This window comes from Burkholderia sp. AU45251, assembly GCF_030482905.1.
GTDB classification, from domain to species: Bacteria; Pseudomonadota; Gammaproteobacteria; order Burkholderiales; family Burkholderiaceae; genus Burkholderia; species Burkholderia aenigmatica.
The window spans coordinates 819590-834270 of the sequence record NZ_JAUJQH010000001.1; the positions used below are offsets into that span (position 1 = coordinate 819590).

Genomic DNA, 14681 nt, shown 5'->3' on the forward strand with positions numbered 1-14681 from the left:
GAATCGTAACGATCGAAACATTCATTTTACCGATCGAATGCGATGACGTTCAATACGGATATGCCCTTTCCGGAATCGACCGCCATGTCCCTTGATCCCGTGCGTGAATGTCCGACCGACGACACTTCGTGTGCAGCAGCGGCCATCGACGAGCCCGCAGCAACAGCCGATCCGCGCGTGCCGAAACGTCGCGCCGAACGTGTCGCGCGTACCGAACGCGCTGACGGCCGCGGCCGCCGCTTTCGCTTCGGCGATGCGGTGGATGCGATGAGCGCGATGAACGACGCGCCGCCGCGCCCCGTGACCGGTTCGATCGCGATCAGTTTCGCGGTGGTGTCGCGGCGCAACTGGCCGCGTTGAATGGCGTGCGGTGCCCGTGCATGCTTTTCATGCCGGCCTCGGCCATCGCGACGTCAAACGCGCGATGCGCTCACCCGAGCGCCAGGTCGGCGATATCGATGCGATAGAGGTTGCCGTCCGTACCGACCGCATGAAGCACCCGGCCGCGGCCAGTCATTCGCGCGATTCCGACCGGTTCGGCGCCATTGCACCGCAAGCGATACGTGCGCACCAGTCGAGCATCGCCGCCGCCATCAATATGCACCATGTACAACATGTCGCGTTCCTGATACGAGCCGCAAAACAGCGCCACGCATCCGTCGTGCCGCGTTACATCCTCCATGACTGCGAACGCATAGCTGCCATTGACCGGCATGCGCGATGACCAGACTGTTTGCCGGTCGCGCACGCGGACGAGCGCGAATGTGTTGTAGTAGTAGATCCACGCGTCCCGGTCGTTCGGAACGTTGAGCGCGTAACAGCAGTCGATCGGGCCGAACCCCGGCGACGGAGCAAACGCATAGCGCTGCTCGCCGGCCCGGCTCCACGCGACCAACCCGGACGCGCCGACCGGCGAATCCCAGCCCAGATTGCCGTACACGCCCTCGTCGAAATAGGACGTCCAGATTTCCCCGGCAGCCGTGGCCTGCACGGCCTCGATGCCGTCGCCAAGCAGGATTGCGCCGCACGGCGTGCCGTCGCGCCGGTAGAAACGCCCGTTCAGGTCGAAATCATCGTCCCCGCGACGGACGGACCGGCAGCAAACCAGCAGTAGATCGTCGCCGACAGGCTGGATGTCGTGAATATTGAACGGCTCGTTATCGATCATGCAGTCCATGCGAACCCCGCCGCCCTGCCAGGCCATCACGCGATACCGCTGCGACGTCGACGGCATCGTTTTCGCAAACGACGCGCCGCCGGCCCCCTCGGTTCGATAATCGAGCGGCTCCAGCGCGAACACCATGTAGACGGCATCGTCCGGCCCCACGTTGAAGGCCACGAGATCGCCCGTCTCGCAAAGGCGATCGATCGACGCATACGGCGACACGGACAAATCATGCGGGTGCGCGGACACGGAAAGCTCCTGAAAAGTGACCTTGGCATCTTGCCGACGCAGCCACCGTTTGTCACGCATGCGCGATGTGTCGGCACCCGTGTCCAGCACGACACGCAATGACGACATGGGGGCGAATCGTCGCGCCATGCGTAAACGAATCGTCATCTTCGCGCGATCGACCGTATAATTTTCCGCATCCCGCTGACCGCCCATGCATTTCACGCACATCACCACGCGTGAAAAGGAGACTTTCGCTTGACCGGCCTCATCGCGCGCCTGCCTCTCGCCCGGACCACCCTGCTCGTCGCTCTGTCAATGCTGATGCTCGCCTTCTCGACGAACGCATCGTCCGCACAACGTCACGCGCCGCAGCGCGTCGCGCATGCGCAGCCGCATGCGAAAAAGGTCGTCAAGAAAGCCGTCAAAAAAAAGCCCGCGCAGCGTAAACAGAAGACCGTCAAGCACCGCCGCCCGCGCGTGAAGCATCAGGCGGTCAAGCGCCAGGCGGCACCGGCCCCGCAGCAGCGCCGCGCGAAACGTTCGAGCGCCGTACGCCCGCGGCCGGCCGCCGGGCCGCGCCTGATGGCGAGCTGCGGCTACACCCCGCGCGCGGTCAACTCGCTCCATTCACGCGCGGCCTACGTGCTCGACGTCGACTCCGGCACGCCGCTGCTGGCCCGCAACGCGCGCACCGTGCGACCGATCGCGTCGATCTCGAAGCTGATGACGGCCGTCGTCGCGCGCGACGCCGACCGTCCGCTGAACGGTGTGCTGCGCGTCACCACGCACGATCGCGACACGATCAAGTTCACCGGATCGCGCCTGCAGGTCGGCTCGGAACTGTCGCGCCGCGAGATGTTCCATATCGCGCTGATGTCGTCGGAAAACCGCGCGGCCGCCGCACTGAGCCGCGACTATCCGGGCGGGCGCGCCGCGTTCGTCATGGCGATGAACCGCGAAGCGCGCCGCCTCGGCATGCGCCATACGCACTTCCGCGAGCCGACCGGCCTGTCGCCGCACAACGTGTCGACGGCCGAGGATCTCGCGAAGCTCGTCGGCGCGGCCGCGCAGGATCCGCTGATCCGCTATTTCTCGACGGATACGTCGACCACCGTGCGCCCGGGCGACGGCGAACTGCTTTACGTGAATTCCGACCCGCTCGTCCGCTACCGCCGCCTGCCGATCCGGCTGCAGAAGACCGGCTTCATCAACGAGTCGGGACACGGCGTCGTGATGCGCATGCGCGTCAAGGGCCGCCGCGAAACGGTCGTGCTGCTTGGTGCCCCGACACGCGCGGGCGTATCGAGCGATGCCATCAAAATCCACCGCTGGCTGTCCTGCTCGATCCAGTAAACGCGCACGGGCGGCCGGCGCGTTCACCAGACGGGAGCGATGCCATGCAGGACGAATACCGCTTTAACGCATTTGGTCGGCTACTCGCCGTCGTACGCAAGAACGACCGCTGGATGGTGTTTGCTCTCGGCGCTGAAGGCAAGCGTCGCCCGGCTGACCTGCACATTCCGCCCACGCTCGCCGCGGATGAACTCGCGCAATACCTCGGCGACCTGCTGCACGAGGCCGCGACCCCGAGATACAACGAGGTCGTACCGGTCCCGCTCCGCGACGAGTAACCGCGCACCCGGCTCCACGCCGATCCGGCGGTCAATTAGACAGTTAAACTTGCAAGTTTAACTGTCATGTCCTATGATCCGCCGCATGAACCCGCCACGCAAACCCGGCGTTTCCGCCGATACCGTCGCCGCCGACCTGACCCTCGCGGTCGGCCAGTTGATCCGCCGGCTCCGCTCCGAGATCGAATCCGGAGGGCTCGGCATGTCCCAGACGAGCGCGCTCGCGCGACTCGAACGGCACGGGCCGATGACGACCGCCGATCTCGCGCGCGCTGAAGCAATGAAGCCTCAGTCGATGAAAGCGACGCTTGCCAGCCTCGAGGAAGACGGCCTGGTCGAGCGCGAACCGCATCCGACCGACGGCCGCCAGATCCTGTTCCGGCTGACCGCGGCCGGCCTCGACGCACGGCTCAAGCGCAACGCCGCGAAACACCAATGGCTCGGCGCCGCGATCGCGCAGCTCGATCCAGAAGACATCGATACGCTCGCCGCCGCGATCCCGCTGATCCGCCGCATCGGCGAGCAATGAATCCGGCCCGCGCGCTCCACCGCATCCGCGCGCACGGCTTTCTTCGTCTCTTTCACGGAGTCCCATCATGAGCGCAACCCGTCTCGACACGCACACCGCACTCGTCGTCATCGACCTGCAGAAAGGCATCGTCGCCCTCCCCACCGCGCACCCGGTCGAACCGGTGATCGCGCACACCCGCGAACTGCTCGACGCATTCCGCAGCCGCGGCCTGCCGGTCGTGCTCGTCAACGTCGCGGGCGGCGCACCGGGCCGCACGCAGCAGCAGGTGCGCCTGGACGCCCTTCCCGCCGACTGGGCCGAGCTCGTGCCTGAACTGAACCGCCAGCCGGGCGACCACCTCGTGACGAAAAAGACCTGGGGCGCCTTCACCGGCACCGACCTCGATGCGCACCTGAAGGCCGCCGGCGTCACGCAGATCGTGCTGACCGGCGTCGCGACGAGCATCGGCGTCGAATCGACCGCCCGTCAGGCGCACGAACTCGGCTACAACGTGACGCTCGCCGTCGACGCGATGACCGACCTCAACGCGGATGCGCACGTGAACAGCGTCGAACGCCTGTTCCCTCGTCTCGGCGAGACGGGCACGACGCAGGACATCGTCGCGCTGCTCGACCGGCGCGGCGCGTGAGCGACCCGCGCACGCGGCCGGCGCAGGACGACGCGACCGGCCGGCCCGATCCGTCGATCTGGAAGGTCAGTGCGGTTGCGGTGCTCGGCTCGCTGCTGTCGCAGCTCGACGCGACGATCGTCAACGTATCGCTGTCGAGCCTCGCGACCGACCTGCACGCGAGCCTCGCGACGATCCAGTGGGTCACGAGCGGCTATCTGCTCGCGCTCACGCTGGTGCTGCCGCTGAACGGCTGGCTCGTCGACCGGATCGGCGCGAAGGCGCTGTACCTGTGGTGCTTCTCGGCGTTCACGCTCTCGTCGGCGCTGTGCGGGCTCGCGTGGTCCGCGCCGTCGCTGATCGCCTTCCGCGTGCTGCAAGGTGTGAGCGGCGGGCTGCTCGCGCCGATGGCGCAGATGATGATCGCGCGCGTCGCCGGCCAGCAGATGGCGCGCGTGATCGGCTACGCGGCCGTGCCGGTGCTGCTCGCGCCGATCCTCGGCCCGGTCGTCGCCGGCGCGATCCTGCAGCACATGTCGTGGCGCTGGCTGTTTCTCGTGAACCTGCCCGTCGGCGTCCTGGCGCTCGCGCTGGCCGTGCGGTTCCTGCCCGGCGACCGCGACGACACGCAGCCGCGCGAACTCGACTGGGTCGGCCTCGCGCTGCTGTCGCCGGGGCTCGTGCTGTTCCTGTACGGCATCGAGCGGATCAACGAAGCACTCGGGATCGCGGCGATCGTCGCGGCTGCGCTGTTGCTCGTGGCGTTCCTGCGGGTCGAAACGCGCAAGGGCGACCGCGCGCTGATCGACCTTGCGCTGTTTCGCGGCAAGGTGTTCGGCGCGGCCGCATCGACGCAGTTCCTGTCGAACGGTGCGCTGTTTGCGGGCCAGATGCTGATTCCGGTGTTCCTGATCCAGGCATGCGGCCGCACGCCCGGAGAAATGGGCTGGCTGCTCGCACCGATGGGCCTCGGCATGCTCGTCACGTATCCATCGATGGGTGCGCTGACGAGCCGGTTCGGCGTGCGCCGCCTCGCCGCCGCAGGCGCCCTGCTCGCGCTGTTCGCGACGCTGCCGTTCGTGTTTCTCGCACTGACCGGCTACGATCCGACCCTGCTCGTGCCGGCGCTGTTTCTGCGCGGCATGGGCCAGAGCGCGATCGGCGCGCCGTCGATCTCCGCCGCGTATGCGTCGGTCGAGCGCCGCAACCTGCCGATGGCGACGACCTCGCTCAATATCGTGCAGCGTCTCGGCGGCCCGACGTTCACGACCGTCTGCACGCTGTTCCTCGCGTGGCGGCTGCAAGCCGAATCAGTGGCGAGCGGCGGCACGCAGGCGAACGCATATGCGTGGGCGTTCGGCCTGCTTTGCGTGCTGCACGCGGCGAGCTTCGTCACCACGCTGCGGCTGCCGCTGTGGTCGGCCGGTGCGGGCGGGCAACCTGGCGAGACCGCGCGCGCCGGATCGCGCTGAACGCAGACGCTACGTCACGCTGTGCCGCGCAGCGTGCGTAGCGTCGCTACGGCAGCCACATCGGCACAATCGACACCACGAGCAGCACACCGAGCCCGGCATTCAGCCAGTGCCACTGCCGCTCCGTGCGCAACACGCGCGCAAACAACAGCCCGGCGAAGCACCAGAGCGACAGCGACGCCATCGCTGCCACGCCGAACGCCAGCCCGAGCAAGACACCGAGCCGTGCCGGGCCGGATGCGAGCGCGGCAAACGACGCGGCCGCGCCGAGCGTCATTGCCCAGCCTTTCGGGTTGTGCCAGAGCATCCAGACACCGCTGACGAACCCCTGCGGCCGGTGCACCGCGGCATCGAGCCGCGGTTTGCCGCCGCGCCCGATGCGCACGGCCAGCCACACGAGATACACCGAACCGACCGCCTTCATCGCGAGTTGCAACGCGGGCAGCGCAAGCAGCACACCGCCGAGCCCGGCCGCAGCGGCGGCGGCCATCGACGCCAGTCCGACCGCAATGCCCGCCATCAGCGGCAGCGAACGCCGATAGCCGAAATGCGCGCCCGAGGCGGTCGCGAGCGTCGTCGCGCCGCCCGGCGTCACGGTGGATACGATCACGAACAGCATCAGCGGCAGGTAGTCGCGGAACGGCACGGAAGCTCCCGGTTGTCGTCGTCGAAGCCCCGTTTTACCCGCGGTCTTCGCATTACGACAGCAAAAGATTTTTATGTCTTCCATTAGCGTTCATAATGCGTCGCATGGTACGCAATCTCGACATCGCGCTGCTGCGCGCCTTCGTCACGGTCGCCGAACATCGCAGCATGACGGCGGCCAGCCGCGCGCTGCACCTGACGCAAGGCGCGATCAGCCAGCAGGTCGCACGGCTCGAAACGCTGTCCGGCCCGCTGTTCGTCCGCGAGCACCGCAACCTGCTGCTCACGGCGGACGGCGAGCGGCTGCTCGGGCAGGCGCGCCGGCTGCTCGCCGCGCACGATGCGCTGCTGACCGACATGACGGCCGGTGCGGTCGAAGGCACCGTGCGCGTCGGCGCGCCGCAGGATCTCGTCGGCAGCTGTCTCGCACCGATCCTGAAAGGCTATGCGCAGGCGCATCCGCAGGTCGCGCTCACGCTCGTGTGCGCGGCGTCGCCGGAACTGCGCCGGGGGCTCGCACAGGGCGAACTCGACGTCGCGCTGATCGAGGCGCCGGCCGGGCCGTCGCGCGGCGAGTGCATCGCCGTCGACCGCCTGGTCTGGGTCGGCGCGAAAGGCGGCACCGCGTACCGGAATACGCCGCTGCCCGTGTCGATGGTCGCGCAGACCTGCGCGTTCCGTCCGACGGTGCTCGACGCGCTGCGTGGCTGCGATCGCGCGTGGCGCACCGTGTTCGAGAACGGCAGCATCGACGCGACGGCCGCGACCGTCCGCTCCGACCTCGCCGTGACCGCCTGGCTCGCGTCGACCGTGCCGGCCGACCTCGACATCCTGCCGGCCGACAGCGGCCTGCCCGCGCTGCCGAACTTCGCGATCAACCTGCATCTGCCGCGCGGCCAGCGCACGCCGGCCGCGACGGAACTCGCCCGCCACCTGCGCAACGGTTTCGCGCGCGTGCGGGCGGCGGCCTAGGGCCTGTTCACGCTACACGATGCCCGGTTCCTGCGGCGCCGGCGTCGTGCCGGCGGCCTCGAGCGCCTGGTGCAGCGTCGGGAAAATGCATGACGCGCCGACGATCTCCGTGATCCGGTGACGATCCATGTCCGCGCGCAGGTAGCGGTTGACCCGCCCGAACAGCACGCCGATCCCGCGTGCCTGCAGCAACTTGATGAGGTCGGTCAGCGTCCGCGCGGCCGAATAGTCGACGTCTGTGATCGCGCCCGCATCGACGACGAACCAACGCGTCGGCACCGGCGCCGCCTCGACGAGCTCGGTCACTTCGGCAGTGAACAGATGGTCGTTCGCGAAGAACAGGTCGGAGCCGAACCGGTAGACGATCAGCCCGGGCGCCGTCATCGCGCCGCGCCGCGCGGGCACCGGCTGCCACCGCTCGTTGCCTTCGACAGGTTCGAGCACCATCGTGTGCGGCTGGTAGCTGTGGCGCACGTGCCGCATCAGCGACAGCGCGACGGCCAGCAGGATGCCGTGCTCGACGCCGACCGTCACGACGGCGAGCGCCGTCACCAGCGCGAGCGTGAACTCGCCGGGGCTCTCCTTGCGGATCGCGGCGAGGCTGCGCACGTTGATCAGCCCGAGCGCGATCGTGAACACGATGCCGGCCAGCACCGCATGCGGCAGATACTGCAGAAACGTGCTGAAAAACAGCAGCACCACCGCCACCACGGCGGCAAACGCCAGATGCCCGATCTGGCTGCGCACGCCCGCGCCGTCGGCCATCGCCGTCTGCGTCGGACTGCCGTTGACGACGAATGCGCCGCCCACCGCCGCAGCCGCGTTCGCGGCCGCGAGGCCGAGGATGTCGGCGTTGGTATCGACCTCCTCGTCGTACTGTTGCGCGAACACGCGCGCGGCGGCCGCGCTCTGCGCAATGATCATCACGAAGCACGACGCGGCGACCGGCACGAGGTCGAGGAACTGCTGCCACGTGACGGACGGCCAGCGCAACGGCGGCAACCCGCCCGCGACCGGCCCGAGTACCGCGATGCCATGCGCGGCGAATCCGAACGTGTAGCTTGCCGCGATGCTGCCCGCGACTGCGATCATCGGCATCGGCACGCGCGGCAGGAACCGCTTGCACACGAGAATCGCGACGACGACGAGCGCCGCGAGCGCGAACGTCGGCCGGTTCGTGTGGACGAGATGCGTGACGACGTAGTCGAGTTGCGCGAGGCTGCGCGACGCCGGATACGGTACCGCCAGCCCGAACATGTCGCCGAGCATCGCGATCGACACCTGCACGCCGACCCCGGCGAGAAAGCCGACCAGCACCGTACGCGACAGGAAATCGGCGAGAAAGCCGAGCTTGAAGATGCGCGCGAGCAGCAGCATCGCGGCGGTGAGCAGCGCGACCATGCCGGCCAGTGCCACATACTCGGCACTGCCGGCCGGCGCCATCGACGACAGCCGGCTCGCGAAGATCGTCGCGGTCGCGGAATCGGCCGCCACGACCAGATGCCGCGACGCGCCGAAGCACGCGAACGCGACGAGCGGCAGGAACACCGTATAGAGGCCCGTGACGGCCGGCATGCCGGCGATGCGCGCATAGCCAAGCACCTGCGGGATGTCCATCGACGCGAGCGACATGCCCGCGAATACATCGCGGATGGCCCCGCCGCGGCGGATCGGGAGGATGCCTTTCAGCAGCCGCACGCCTGACGGGCGGCTTTCGTTGGAATCTTGCATGCGTGAAATGCGTGAGTATGGGGTGGCGTGGTTCGCGAAGTCGTTCGCGCATCGTGCCCCGTGCGGGCATCGCATGGCAAGTGCGCGAAGGCCGCGCACGGTGCTCACCGTCTGCGGATGGGCCGCACAAAAGGACGAACGGCGCACCGACAATCCATGCGACGCCTGCATGATTGCATGGATCGCCGTTCACGCGCATTGAAGCGCGAAGGCCCGGGATAGCGGCGTCGCACCGATTCCGGGCCTGCGTGCAACGGACCCAGCAACACGCACGTGCGCCGGCTTGCGGTGACGCTTTTTCATTGCCGGCCCTCACCCGATTACAGAGGAGACCTGCGCAATGGTGAGGAGGTTCGGGAGCCGTACACCCTGCACGTGCACGGAACCCGATGGCACAATCACGGTCCCTTTCATGTGCCCTTCACGGGGCGCGCGCCGCGCCGCGGCGCCGATTCAACGCACAAGAAGGCCCCCGTTTGCCCCTATGACCCTGAACGAACCCTGGTTTGCGCCGCTCGTCGGCCTCCTCATCCTGCTCGCCGCCGCCGGCGCAATCACCGCCGCCGTCCATTTCCTGCTGTTCCGCGTGGTCGCGCGGCTCGCGCGGCTTTCCGCCACGCGCGTCGACGACGCGCTGTTCGAGTTCGGCGCATTCAAGTGGCTGAACCGCATCGTCCCGTTCGTTGTGATCAAGCTCGGGCTCGGCGCGGTGCCCGGCATTCCCGAGACGGCCGCGCAAGCCGCCGACAAGGTGCTGTTCGCGCTGATCGTGTTCCTCGTGACGATGACCGTCAGCGCGACGCTGTCCGCACTCGAACACACGCATCGCACGTACCAGCGCGATCAGCGCGACCAGCCGCACCTGTCGCTGAAAGGCGCGATGCAGCTCGTCAAGCTCGTGATGTTCATCACGGCCGCGCTGGTCGTGATCGGCGATGCGACCGGCAAGCAGATCGGCCTGCTGCTGTCGGGCATCGGCGCGATGTCGGCGGTGCTGATGCTGATCTTCAAGGACACGCTGCTCGGCCTCGTCGCGGGCGTGCAGCTGTCGTCGAACGACATGCTGCGGATCGGCGACTGGATCACGATGCCGTCGGCCGGCGCGGACGGCACCGTGATCGACATCACGCTGAACACCGTCAAGGTCGCCAACTTCGACCACACGATCATCACGGTGCCGACGTGGAAACTGATCACCGAGAGCTACCAGAACTGGCGCGGGATGACCGAAGCGGGCGGACGCCGCATCAAGCGCGCGCTGTTCGTCGACGCGACCAGCGTGCGCTTTCTGTCCAACGACGAGATCGAACGGCTCGAACGCCTGACGCTGCTGAAGGACTATCTCGAGGACAAGGTTGACGCGATCGAGCAATGGAACGGCACGCTCGGCGCGGCCGGCGACTGCCCGGCGAACCGTCGCCAGTTGACGAACCTCGGCACGTTCCGCGCGTATGTCGCGAACTACCTGAAAGGCCATCCGCGCATCCGCCGCGACATGACCTGCATGGCACGACAACTGCCGCTCACGGCCGAAGGCATTCCGCTCGAACTGTACTGCTTCACCGACACGACGACCTGGGTCGACTACGAGGCCATCCAGTCCGACCTGTTCGATCACCTGATCGCGGTGCTGCCGGAGTTCGGGCTGCGCGTGTACCAGCACCCGTCGGGCTTCGACATGCGGCAGATGGCCGGCGCCGCGCAAGCCGGGCAACGGGCGCCGCACGCGGGTTGACGCGCGCGACGGCGGCCGGTCATCGGCCGCCGCTCGCCGCGCGGCCGCCTACGCTCACCGCGCCGCGCACTCCGACGCGAGCCGCCCGAGCACCTTCAACGCATCCTCGATCTGCCGCGACCACGGATAGCTGTAGTTGAGCCGGATGAAATGCCGGTAATCGCTGCTCGCCGAGAACATGTGCCCGGGCCCCACCGTGATCCGCTGCGCGAGCGCCAGCGCATACAGCTTCATCGCATCGACCTGCGACGGCAGCTCGACCCACAGCACGTACCCGCCCTGCGGCTGCGACAGCCGCGTGCCTTCGGGAAAGAAACGCCGCACCATCGCGCTCATCAGGCTCGCCTGTTGCGCGTACTGCTTGCGCATGCGCCGCAGGTGGAAATCGTAGCCGTCGTATTTCAGGTATTCGGCGATCGCGAGCTGCTCGATCGCGGGCGTGGCCAGCGTGTTCAGGAATTTCAGCTTCTCGACCTGGTCGCGGTAGCGGCCCGGCATCGCCCAGCCGATCCGGTAGCGCGGTGACAGGCTCTTCGTGAACGACGCGCAATGCAGCACGAGCCCGTCGCGGTCGAACGACTTCAGCGCGCTCGGCGTCGCTTCGCCGTAGTGCAGCTCGTGATACACGTCGCTCTCGATCGCCGGCACGCCGTGCTTCGCGAGGAGTTCGACGAGCGCGCGCTTGCGCGCATCCGGCATCTGGAAGCCGAGCGGATTCTGGAAGTTCGGCATCACCATGCATGCGGCGATCCGCTCGCGTTCGAGCAACCGTTCGAGCGCGTCGAGATCGATGCCGTCGACCGGATGCGTCGCGACCTCGAGCGCACGCATGCCCATGCGTTCGATCGCGTGCAGCATCGCGTAGAACGTCGGCGATTCGACGGCGATCGTGTCGCCGGGCCGCGCCACCGCCTGCAGGCACAGGTTGATCGCCTCGGTCGCGCCGATCGTCATCACGATCTCGTCCGGTTCGACCGGAATCCCGCGCTCCGCATAGCGTCGCGCGATCTGGCGGATCAGCTCCTGGTTGCCGGGCGGCAGATCGTCGATCACGCCCCAGCGCGTGCGGCGCCGCCCGATCGTCTGCGCGTAGCGCGCGAGCTTCTGTACCGGAAACTGCGACGCGTCGGGGTACGGCGAGCCGAGCGGCACCGCATCGTCACGCGCGATCGAGCGCAGCGTCGACAGCACGAGCCGGCTCACGTCCACCGCCGACGGCTCGGCCGCCGGCGCCGACGCATGCAGCTCGGCCTCGGCCGGCGCCGGGGCCCGCGCGCGCACGAAATAGCCGGACTGCGGCCGGCTCTCGATCAGCCCGCGGCTTTCCAGCACGAGATACGCGCGCAGCACGGTCGTGACGCTGAGCTGCTGCTGCCGGCTCGCCTGCCGCACCGACGGAATTCGCTCGCCGGGCCGGTACACGCCACGCTCGATCTGTGCGTGGAGTTCGTCGGCCAGTTGTTCGTAGCGCTTCACCTGCTTCCCTTTCAAAAACCATTCAACAACACAGTTGCGATCCGCACTGTGCGAGTTGGCGCAACTGTACTCTTTTTTGAAGTGAACAGGTGTACACACAGCGGCCGGGGCGCCGCGCGTACTCTGCACGCATCGACCCCGACCCACGCAGCATCATGAAAAAGAAATCCGCCACCGCGCGCATCGAACCGTACACCCACCCGGCCGCCGGCTGGGGGGCGCTGAAAGCCGTCACGATCAACCTGATCAAGGAAAAGGTCGCCGGCGGCAACTACCGCACGCTGCTGCGCCAGAACCAGCCGGACGGCTTCGACTGCCCGGGCTGCGCATGGCCCGACCGCCAGCACGCATCGACGTTCGAATTCTGCGAGAACGGCGTGAAGGCGGTGGCCGCCGAAGCGACCAGCAAGCGCGTGACGCCCGAGTTCTTCGCCGCGCATACGGTCACCGAGCTGCTCGAACAGTCCGACTTCGAACTCGAACAGCACGGCCGGCTCACCGACCCGATGGTGTACGACGCGCAGACCGACCGTTACGTGCCGATCGCATGGGACGACGCATTCGAGCTGATCGCGCGCCACCTGCGCGCCCTGCCCGACCCGAACCAGGCCGCGTTCTACACGTCCGGCCGCGCGAGCAACGAAGCGGCGTTCCTGTACCAGCTGCTGGTGCGGCTGTACGGCACGAACAACTTCCCGGACTGCTCGAACATGTGCCACGAGGCGACGAGCCGCGGGCTGCCGGCGTCGGTCGGCGTCGGCAAGGGCACCGTCACGCTCGACGATTTCGAACACGCGGACACGCTGCTGATCTTCGGCCAGAACCCGGCGACCAACCATCCGCGGATGATGGGCGAGCTGCGCGAGTGCGCGAAGCGCGGCGCGACGATCGTGTCGATCAACCCGCTGAAGGAGCGTGGCCTCGAACGCTTCGCCGATCCGCAAAGCCCGCTGGAAATGCTGACGATGTCGGGCACGAAGATCGCATCGACGTTCATCCAGCCGACGATCGGCGGCGATTTCGCGCTGATCAAGGGCATCGCGAAACGTGTACTCGAATTCGACGATGCCGCGCGTGCCGCCGGTGCGCCGCGCGTGCTCGACACCGCGTTCATCGATGAACACACGGCCGGCTTCGACGCGTTCGCCGACGATCTGCGCCGCGAAAGCTGGTCGGCGCTGACGGCCGAAAGCGGCGTGCCGTACGAGCAGATCGACAGCCTCGCGCAACTCTATGCGCGCAGCGAGCGGGTGATCGCGACGTGGGGCATGGGCATCACGCAGCACAAGCATTCGGTCGCGACCGTGCAGATGCTGACCAACCTGATGCTGATGCGCGGCAACATCGGCCGCCCCGGCGCCGGCCTGTGCCCGGTGCGCGGCCACTCGAACGTGCAGGGCAACCGCACGGTCGGCATCGAGGAAAAGCCGTCGCAGGCCTTCCTCGACCGGCTCGGCCACGTGTTCGACTTCGAACCGCCGCGCCACCACGGCTACGACGTCGTCGAGACGATCGAAGGCATGCTCGAAGGCCACGTGAAGGTGCTGATCGGCCTCGGCGGCAACTTCGCGATGGCGACGCCCGACACGCCGCGCACGTGGGAAGGCATGCGCCGCTGCGACCTCTCCGTGCACATCACGACGAAGCTGAACCGCAGCCACCTGATCCACGGCCGCGACGCGCTGATCCTGCCGACGCTCGGCCGCACCGAGATCGACCTGCAGGACAACGTCGCGCAAGGCGTGACGGTCGAGGATTCGATGAGCATGGTCCACGTGTCGTACGGGATGAACAAGCCGGCGTCGCCGAACCTGATGTCGGAACCGGCGATCGTCGCGCACATGGGTCACGCGCTGTTCGGCAGCGGCAAGATCGACTGGCTAGCCTACAAGGACGACTACGCGAAGATCCGCGATGCGATCGAGGCGACGCTCGACGGCTTCTACGACTACAACACGCGCATCGCGCGGCCGGGCGGCTTCCACCTTCGCGTCGCGTCGCGCGACCGCGAATGGCTGACGCCGACGGGCAAGGCGAACTTCATCGCGCACGCGCTGCCGGCCGACACGCCGATCCAGCGTGCCCGCGCGCAGCACGGCGAACGGCTGATGACGCTGATGACGACGCGCTCGCACGACCAGTACAACACGACCGTCTACGGGCTCGACGACCGTTATCGCGGCGTATTCGGCCAGCGCCGCGTGGTGTTCGCGAACCGCGACGATCTCGCGATGCTCGGCCTGAAGGCCGGCGACTGGGTCGACATGGAAACCGTGTGGCACGACGGCATCGAGCGGCGCGCGGACGGCTTCCTGCTGGTCGAGTACGACATCCCGCGCGGCTGCATCGGCGCGTACTACCCGGAAACGAACCCGCTCGTGCCGCTCGACAGCGTCGGCGACATCTGCAACACGCCGACGTCGAAGTCGATTCCGGTGCTGCTGCATCGCGCGGCCGCGCCGGCCTCGATCGCCGCCTGACGGA

General features: G+C 67.7%; 13 protein-coding genes. 9 read left to right on the plus strand and 4 right to left on the minus strand.

All coding sequences use genetic code 11. The features are described from left to right. Positions 1-42 precede the first annotated feature (42 nt). Entirely contained in the window at positions 43-360 is a 318-nt protein-coding gene (locus tag QZM67_RS03585) for a hypothetical protein (RefSeq protein ID WP_301800794.1), read from the plus strand. Positions 361-430: 70 nt separating this feature from the next. Here the strand turns inward: QZM67_RS03585 and QZM67_RS03590 are convergent, their stop codons facing one another. Further along, positions 431-1618, minus strand: coding sequence for a hypothetical protein (locus QZM67_RS03590; RefSeq protein ID WP_301800795.1), 1188 nt, complete (start codon positions 1616-1618; stop codon positions 431-433). Positions 1619-1651: 33 nt separating this feature from the next. Between QZM67_RS03590 and QZM67_RS03595 the strand changes: the two genes are divergently transcribed. From QZM67_RS03595 to QZM67_RS03615, 5 genes are all read left to right on the plus strand, one after another. Further along, the gene (locus QZM67_RS03595; RefSeq protein ID WP_301800796.1) at positions 1652-2749 is read left to right on the plus strand and encodes a serine hydrolase; all 1098 of its coding nucleotides are present in this window, start codon (positions 1652-1654) and stop codon (positions 2747-2749) included. 44 nt (positions 2750-2793) lie between these two features. Continuing rightward, complete coding sequence (locus tag QZM67_RS03600) at positions 2794-3027, plus strand: hypothetical protein (protein WP_175024494.1); 234 nt, start codon at positions 2794-2796, stop codon at positions 3025-3027. A 73-nt stretch (positions 3028-3100) separates the two neighbouring features. Further along, entirely contained in the window at positions 3101-3556 is a 456-nt protein-coding gene (locus QZM67_RS03605; RefSeq protein ID WP_080741642.1) for a MarR family winged helix-turn-helix transcriptional regulator, read from the plus strand. Positions 3557-3623: 67 nt separating this feature from the next. Beyond that, positions 3624-4187 carry an isochorismatase family protein gene (locus QZM67_RS03610; RefSeq protein ID WP_175024495.1) on the plus strand — a complete coding sequence of 188 codons (564 nt, stop codon included), beginning with the start codon at positions 3624-3626 and terminating at the stop codon, positions 4185-4187. Further along, positions 4184-5638, plus strand: a complete 1455-nt coding sequence (locus QZM67_RS03615; RefSeq protein WP_175024496.1) for a DHA2 family efflux MFS transporter permease subunit — start codon at positions 4184-4186, stop codon at positions 5636-5638. Before QZM67_RS03610 ends, QZM67_RS03615 begins: the two co-directional genes overlap by 4 nt. A gap of 46 nt (positions 5639-5684) precedes the next feature. Here QZM67_RS03615 and QZM67_RS03620 read toward each other — a convergent pair whose 3' ends face one another. Continuing rightward, a complete protein-coding gene (locus tag QZM67_RS03620; protein ID WP_080741641.1) occupies positions 5685-6284 on the minus strand; it encodes a LysE family translocator in 600 nt (199 codons plus the stop codon). Between the two features lie 95 nt (positions 6285-6379). Between QZM67_RS03620 and QZM67_RS03625 the strand changes: the two genes are divergently transcribed. Continuing rightward, complete coding sequence (locus QZM67_RS03625) at positions 6380-7255, plus strand: LysR substrate-binding domain-containing protein (protein WP_175024497.1); 876 nt, start codon at positions 6380-6382, stop codon at positions 7253-7255. A gap of 12 nt (positions 7256-7267) precedes the next feature. Here the strand turns inward: QZM67_RS03625 and QZM67_RS03630 are convergent, their stop codons facing one another. Continuing rightward, positions 7268-8986 (minus strand): SulP family inorganic anion transporter, encoded by a 1719-nt coding sequence (locus QZM67_RS03630; RefSeq protein ID WP_301800798.1) that lies wholly within the window; start codon positions 8984-8986, stop codon positions 7268-7270. 484 nt (positions 8987-9470) lie between these two features. Here QZM67_RS03630 and QZM67_RS03635 point away from each other — a divergent pair, with 484 nt between their 5' ends. Continuing rightward, positions 9471-10721, plus strand: a complete 1251-nt coding sequence (locus tag QZM67_RS03635; RefSeq protein ID WP_175024499.1) for a mechanosensitive ion channel family protein — start codon at positions 9471-9473, stop codon at positions 10719-10721. 54 nt (positions 10722-10775) lie between these two features. Here QZM67_RS03635 and QZM67_RS03640 read toward each other — a convergent pair whose 3' ends face one another. Then, positions 10776-12197: a PLP-dependent aminotransferase family protein gene (locus tag QZM67_RS03640; RefSeq protein WP_301801401.1), complete on the minus strand. Its 1422-nt coding sequence runs from the start codon at positions 12195-12197 to the stop codon at positions 10776-10778. A gap of 155 nt (positions 12198-12352) precedes the next feature. On the opposite strand from QZM67_RS03640, the gene QZM67_RS03645 reads away from it, so the two are divergent. After that, entirely contained in the window at positions 12353-14677 is a 2325-nt protein-coding gene (locus tag QZM67_RS03645; RefSeq protein WP_301800799.1) for an FdhF/YdeP family oxidoreductase, read from the plus strand. Positions 14678-14681 lie beyond the last annotated feature (4 nt).

Bases quoted from the DNA above. Each gene is read 5' to 3' on its own strand.
- QZM67_RS03600 (WP_175024494.1), top strand. From the start codon at position 2,794: ATGCAGGACGAATACCGCTTTAACGCATTTGGTCGGCTACTCGCCGTC.
- QZM67_RS03645 (WP_301800799.1), top strand. From the start codon at position 12,353: ATGAAAAAGAAATCCGCCACCGCGCGCATCGAACCGTACACCCACCCG.
- QZM67_RS03630 (WP_301800798.1), bottom strand. From the start codon at position 8,986: ATGCAAGATTCCAACGAAAGCCGCCCGTCAGGCGTGCGGCTGCTGAAA.
- QZM67_RS03610 (WP_175024495.1), top strand. From the start codon at position 3,624: ATGAGCGCAACCCGTCTCGACACGCACACCGCACTCGTCGTCATCGAC.
- QZM67_RS03625 (WP_175024497.1), top strand. From the start codon at position 6,380: ATGCGTCGCATGGTACGCAATCTCGACATCGCGCTGCTGCGCGCCTTC.
- QZM67_RS03605 (WP_080741642.1), top strand. From the start codon at position 3,101: ATGATCCGCCGCATGAACCCGCCACGCAAACCCGGCGTTTCCGCCGAT.
- QZM67_RS03585 (WP_301800794.1), top strand. From the start codon at position 43: ATGACGTTCAATACGGATATGCCCTTTCCGGAATCGACCGCCATGTCC.
- QZM67_RS03635 (WP_175024499.1), top strand. From the start codon at position 9,471: ATGACCCTGAACGAACCCTGGTTTGCGCCGCTCGTCGGCCTCCTCATC.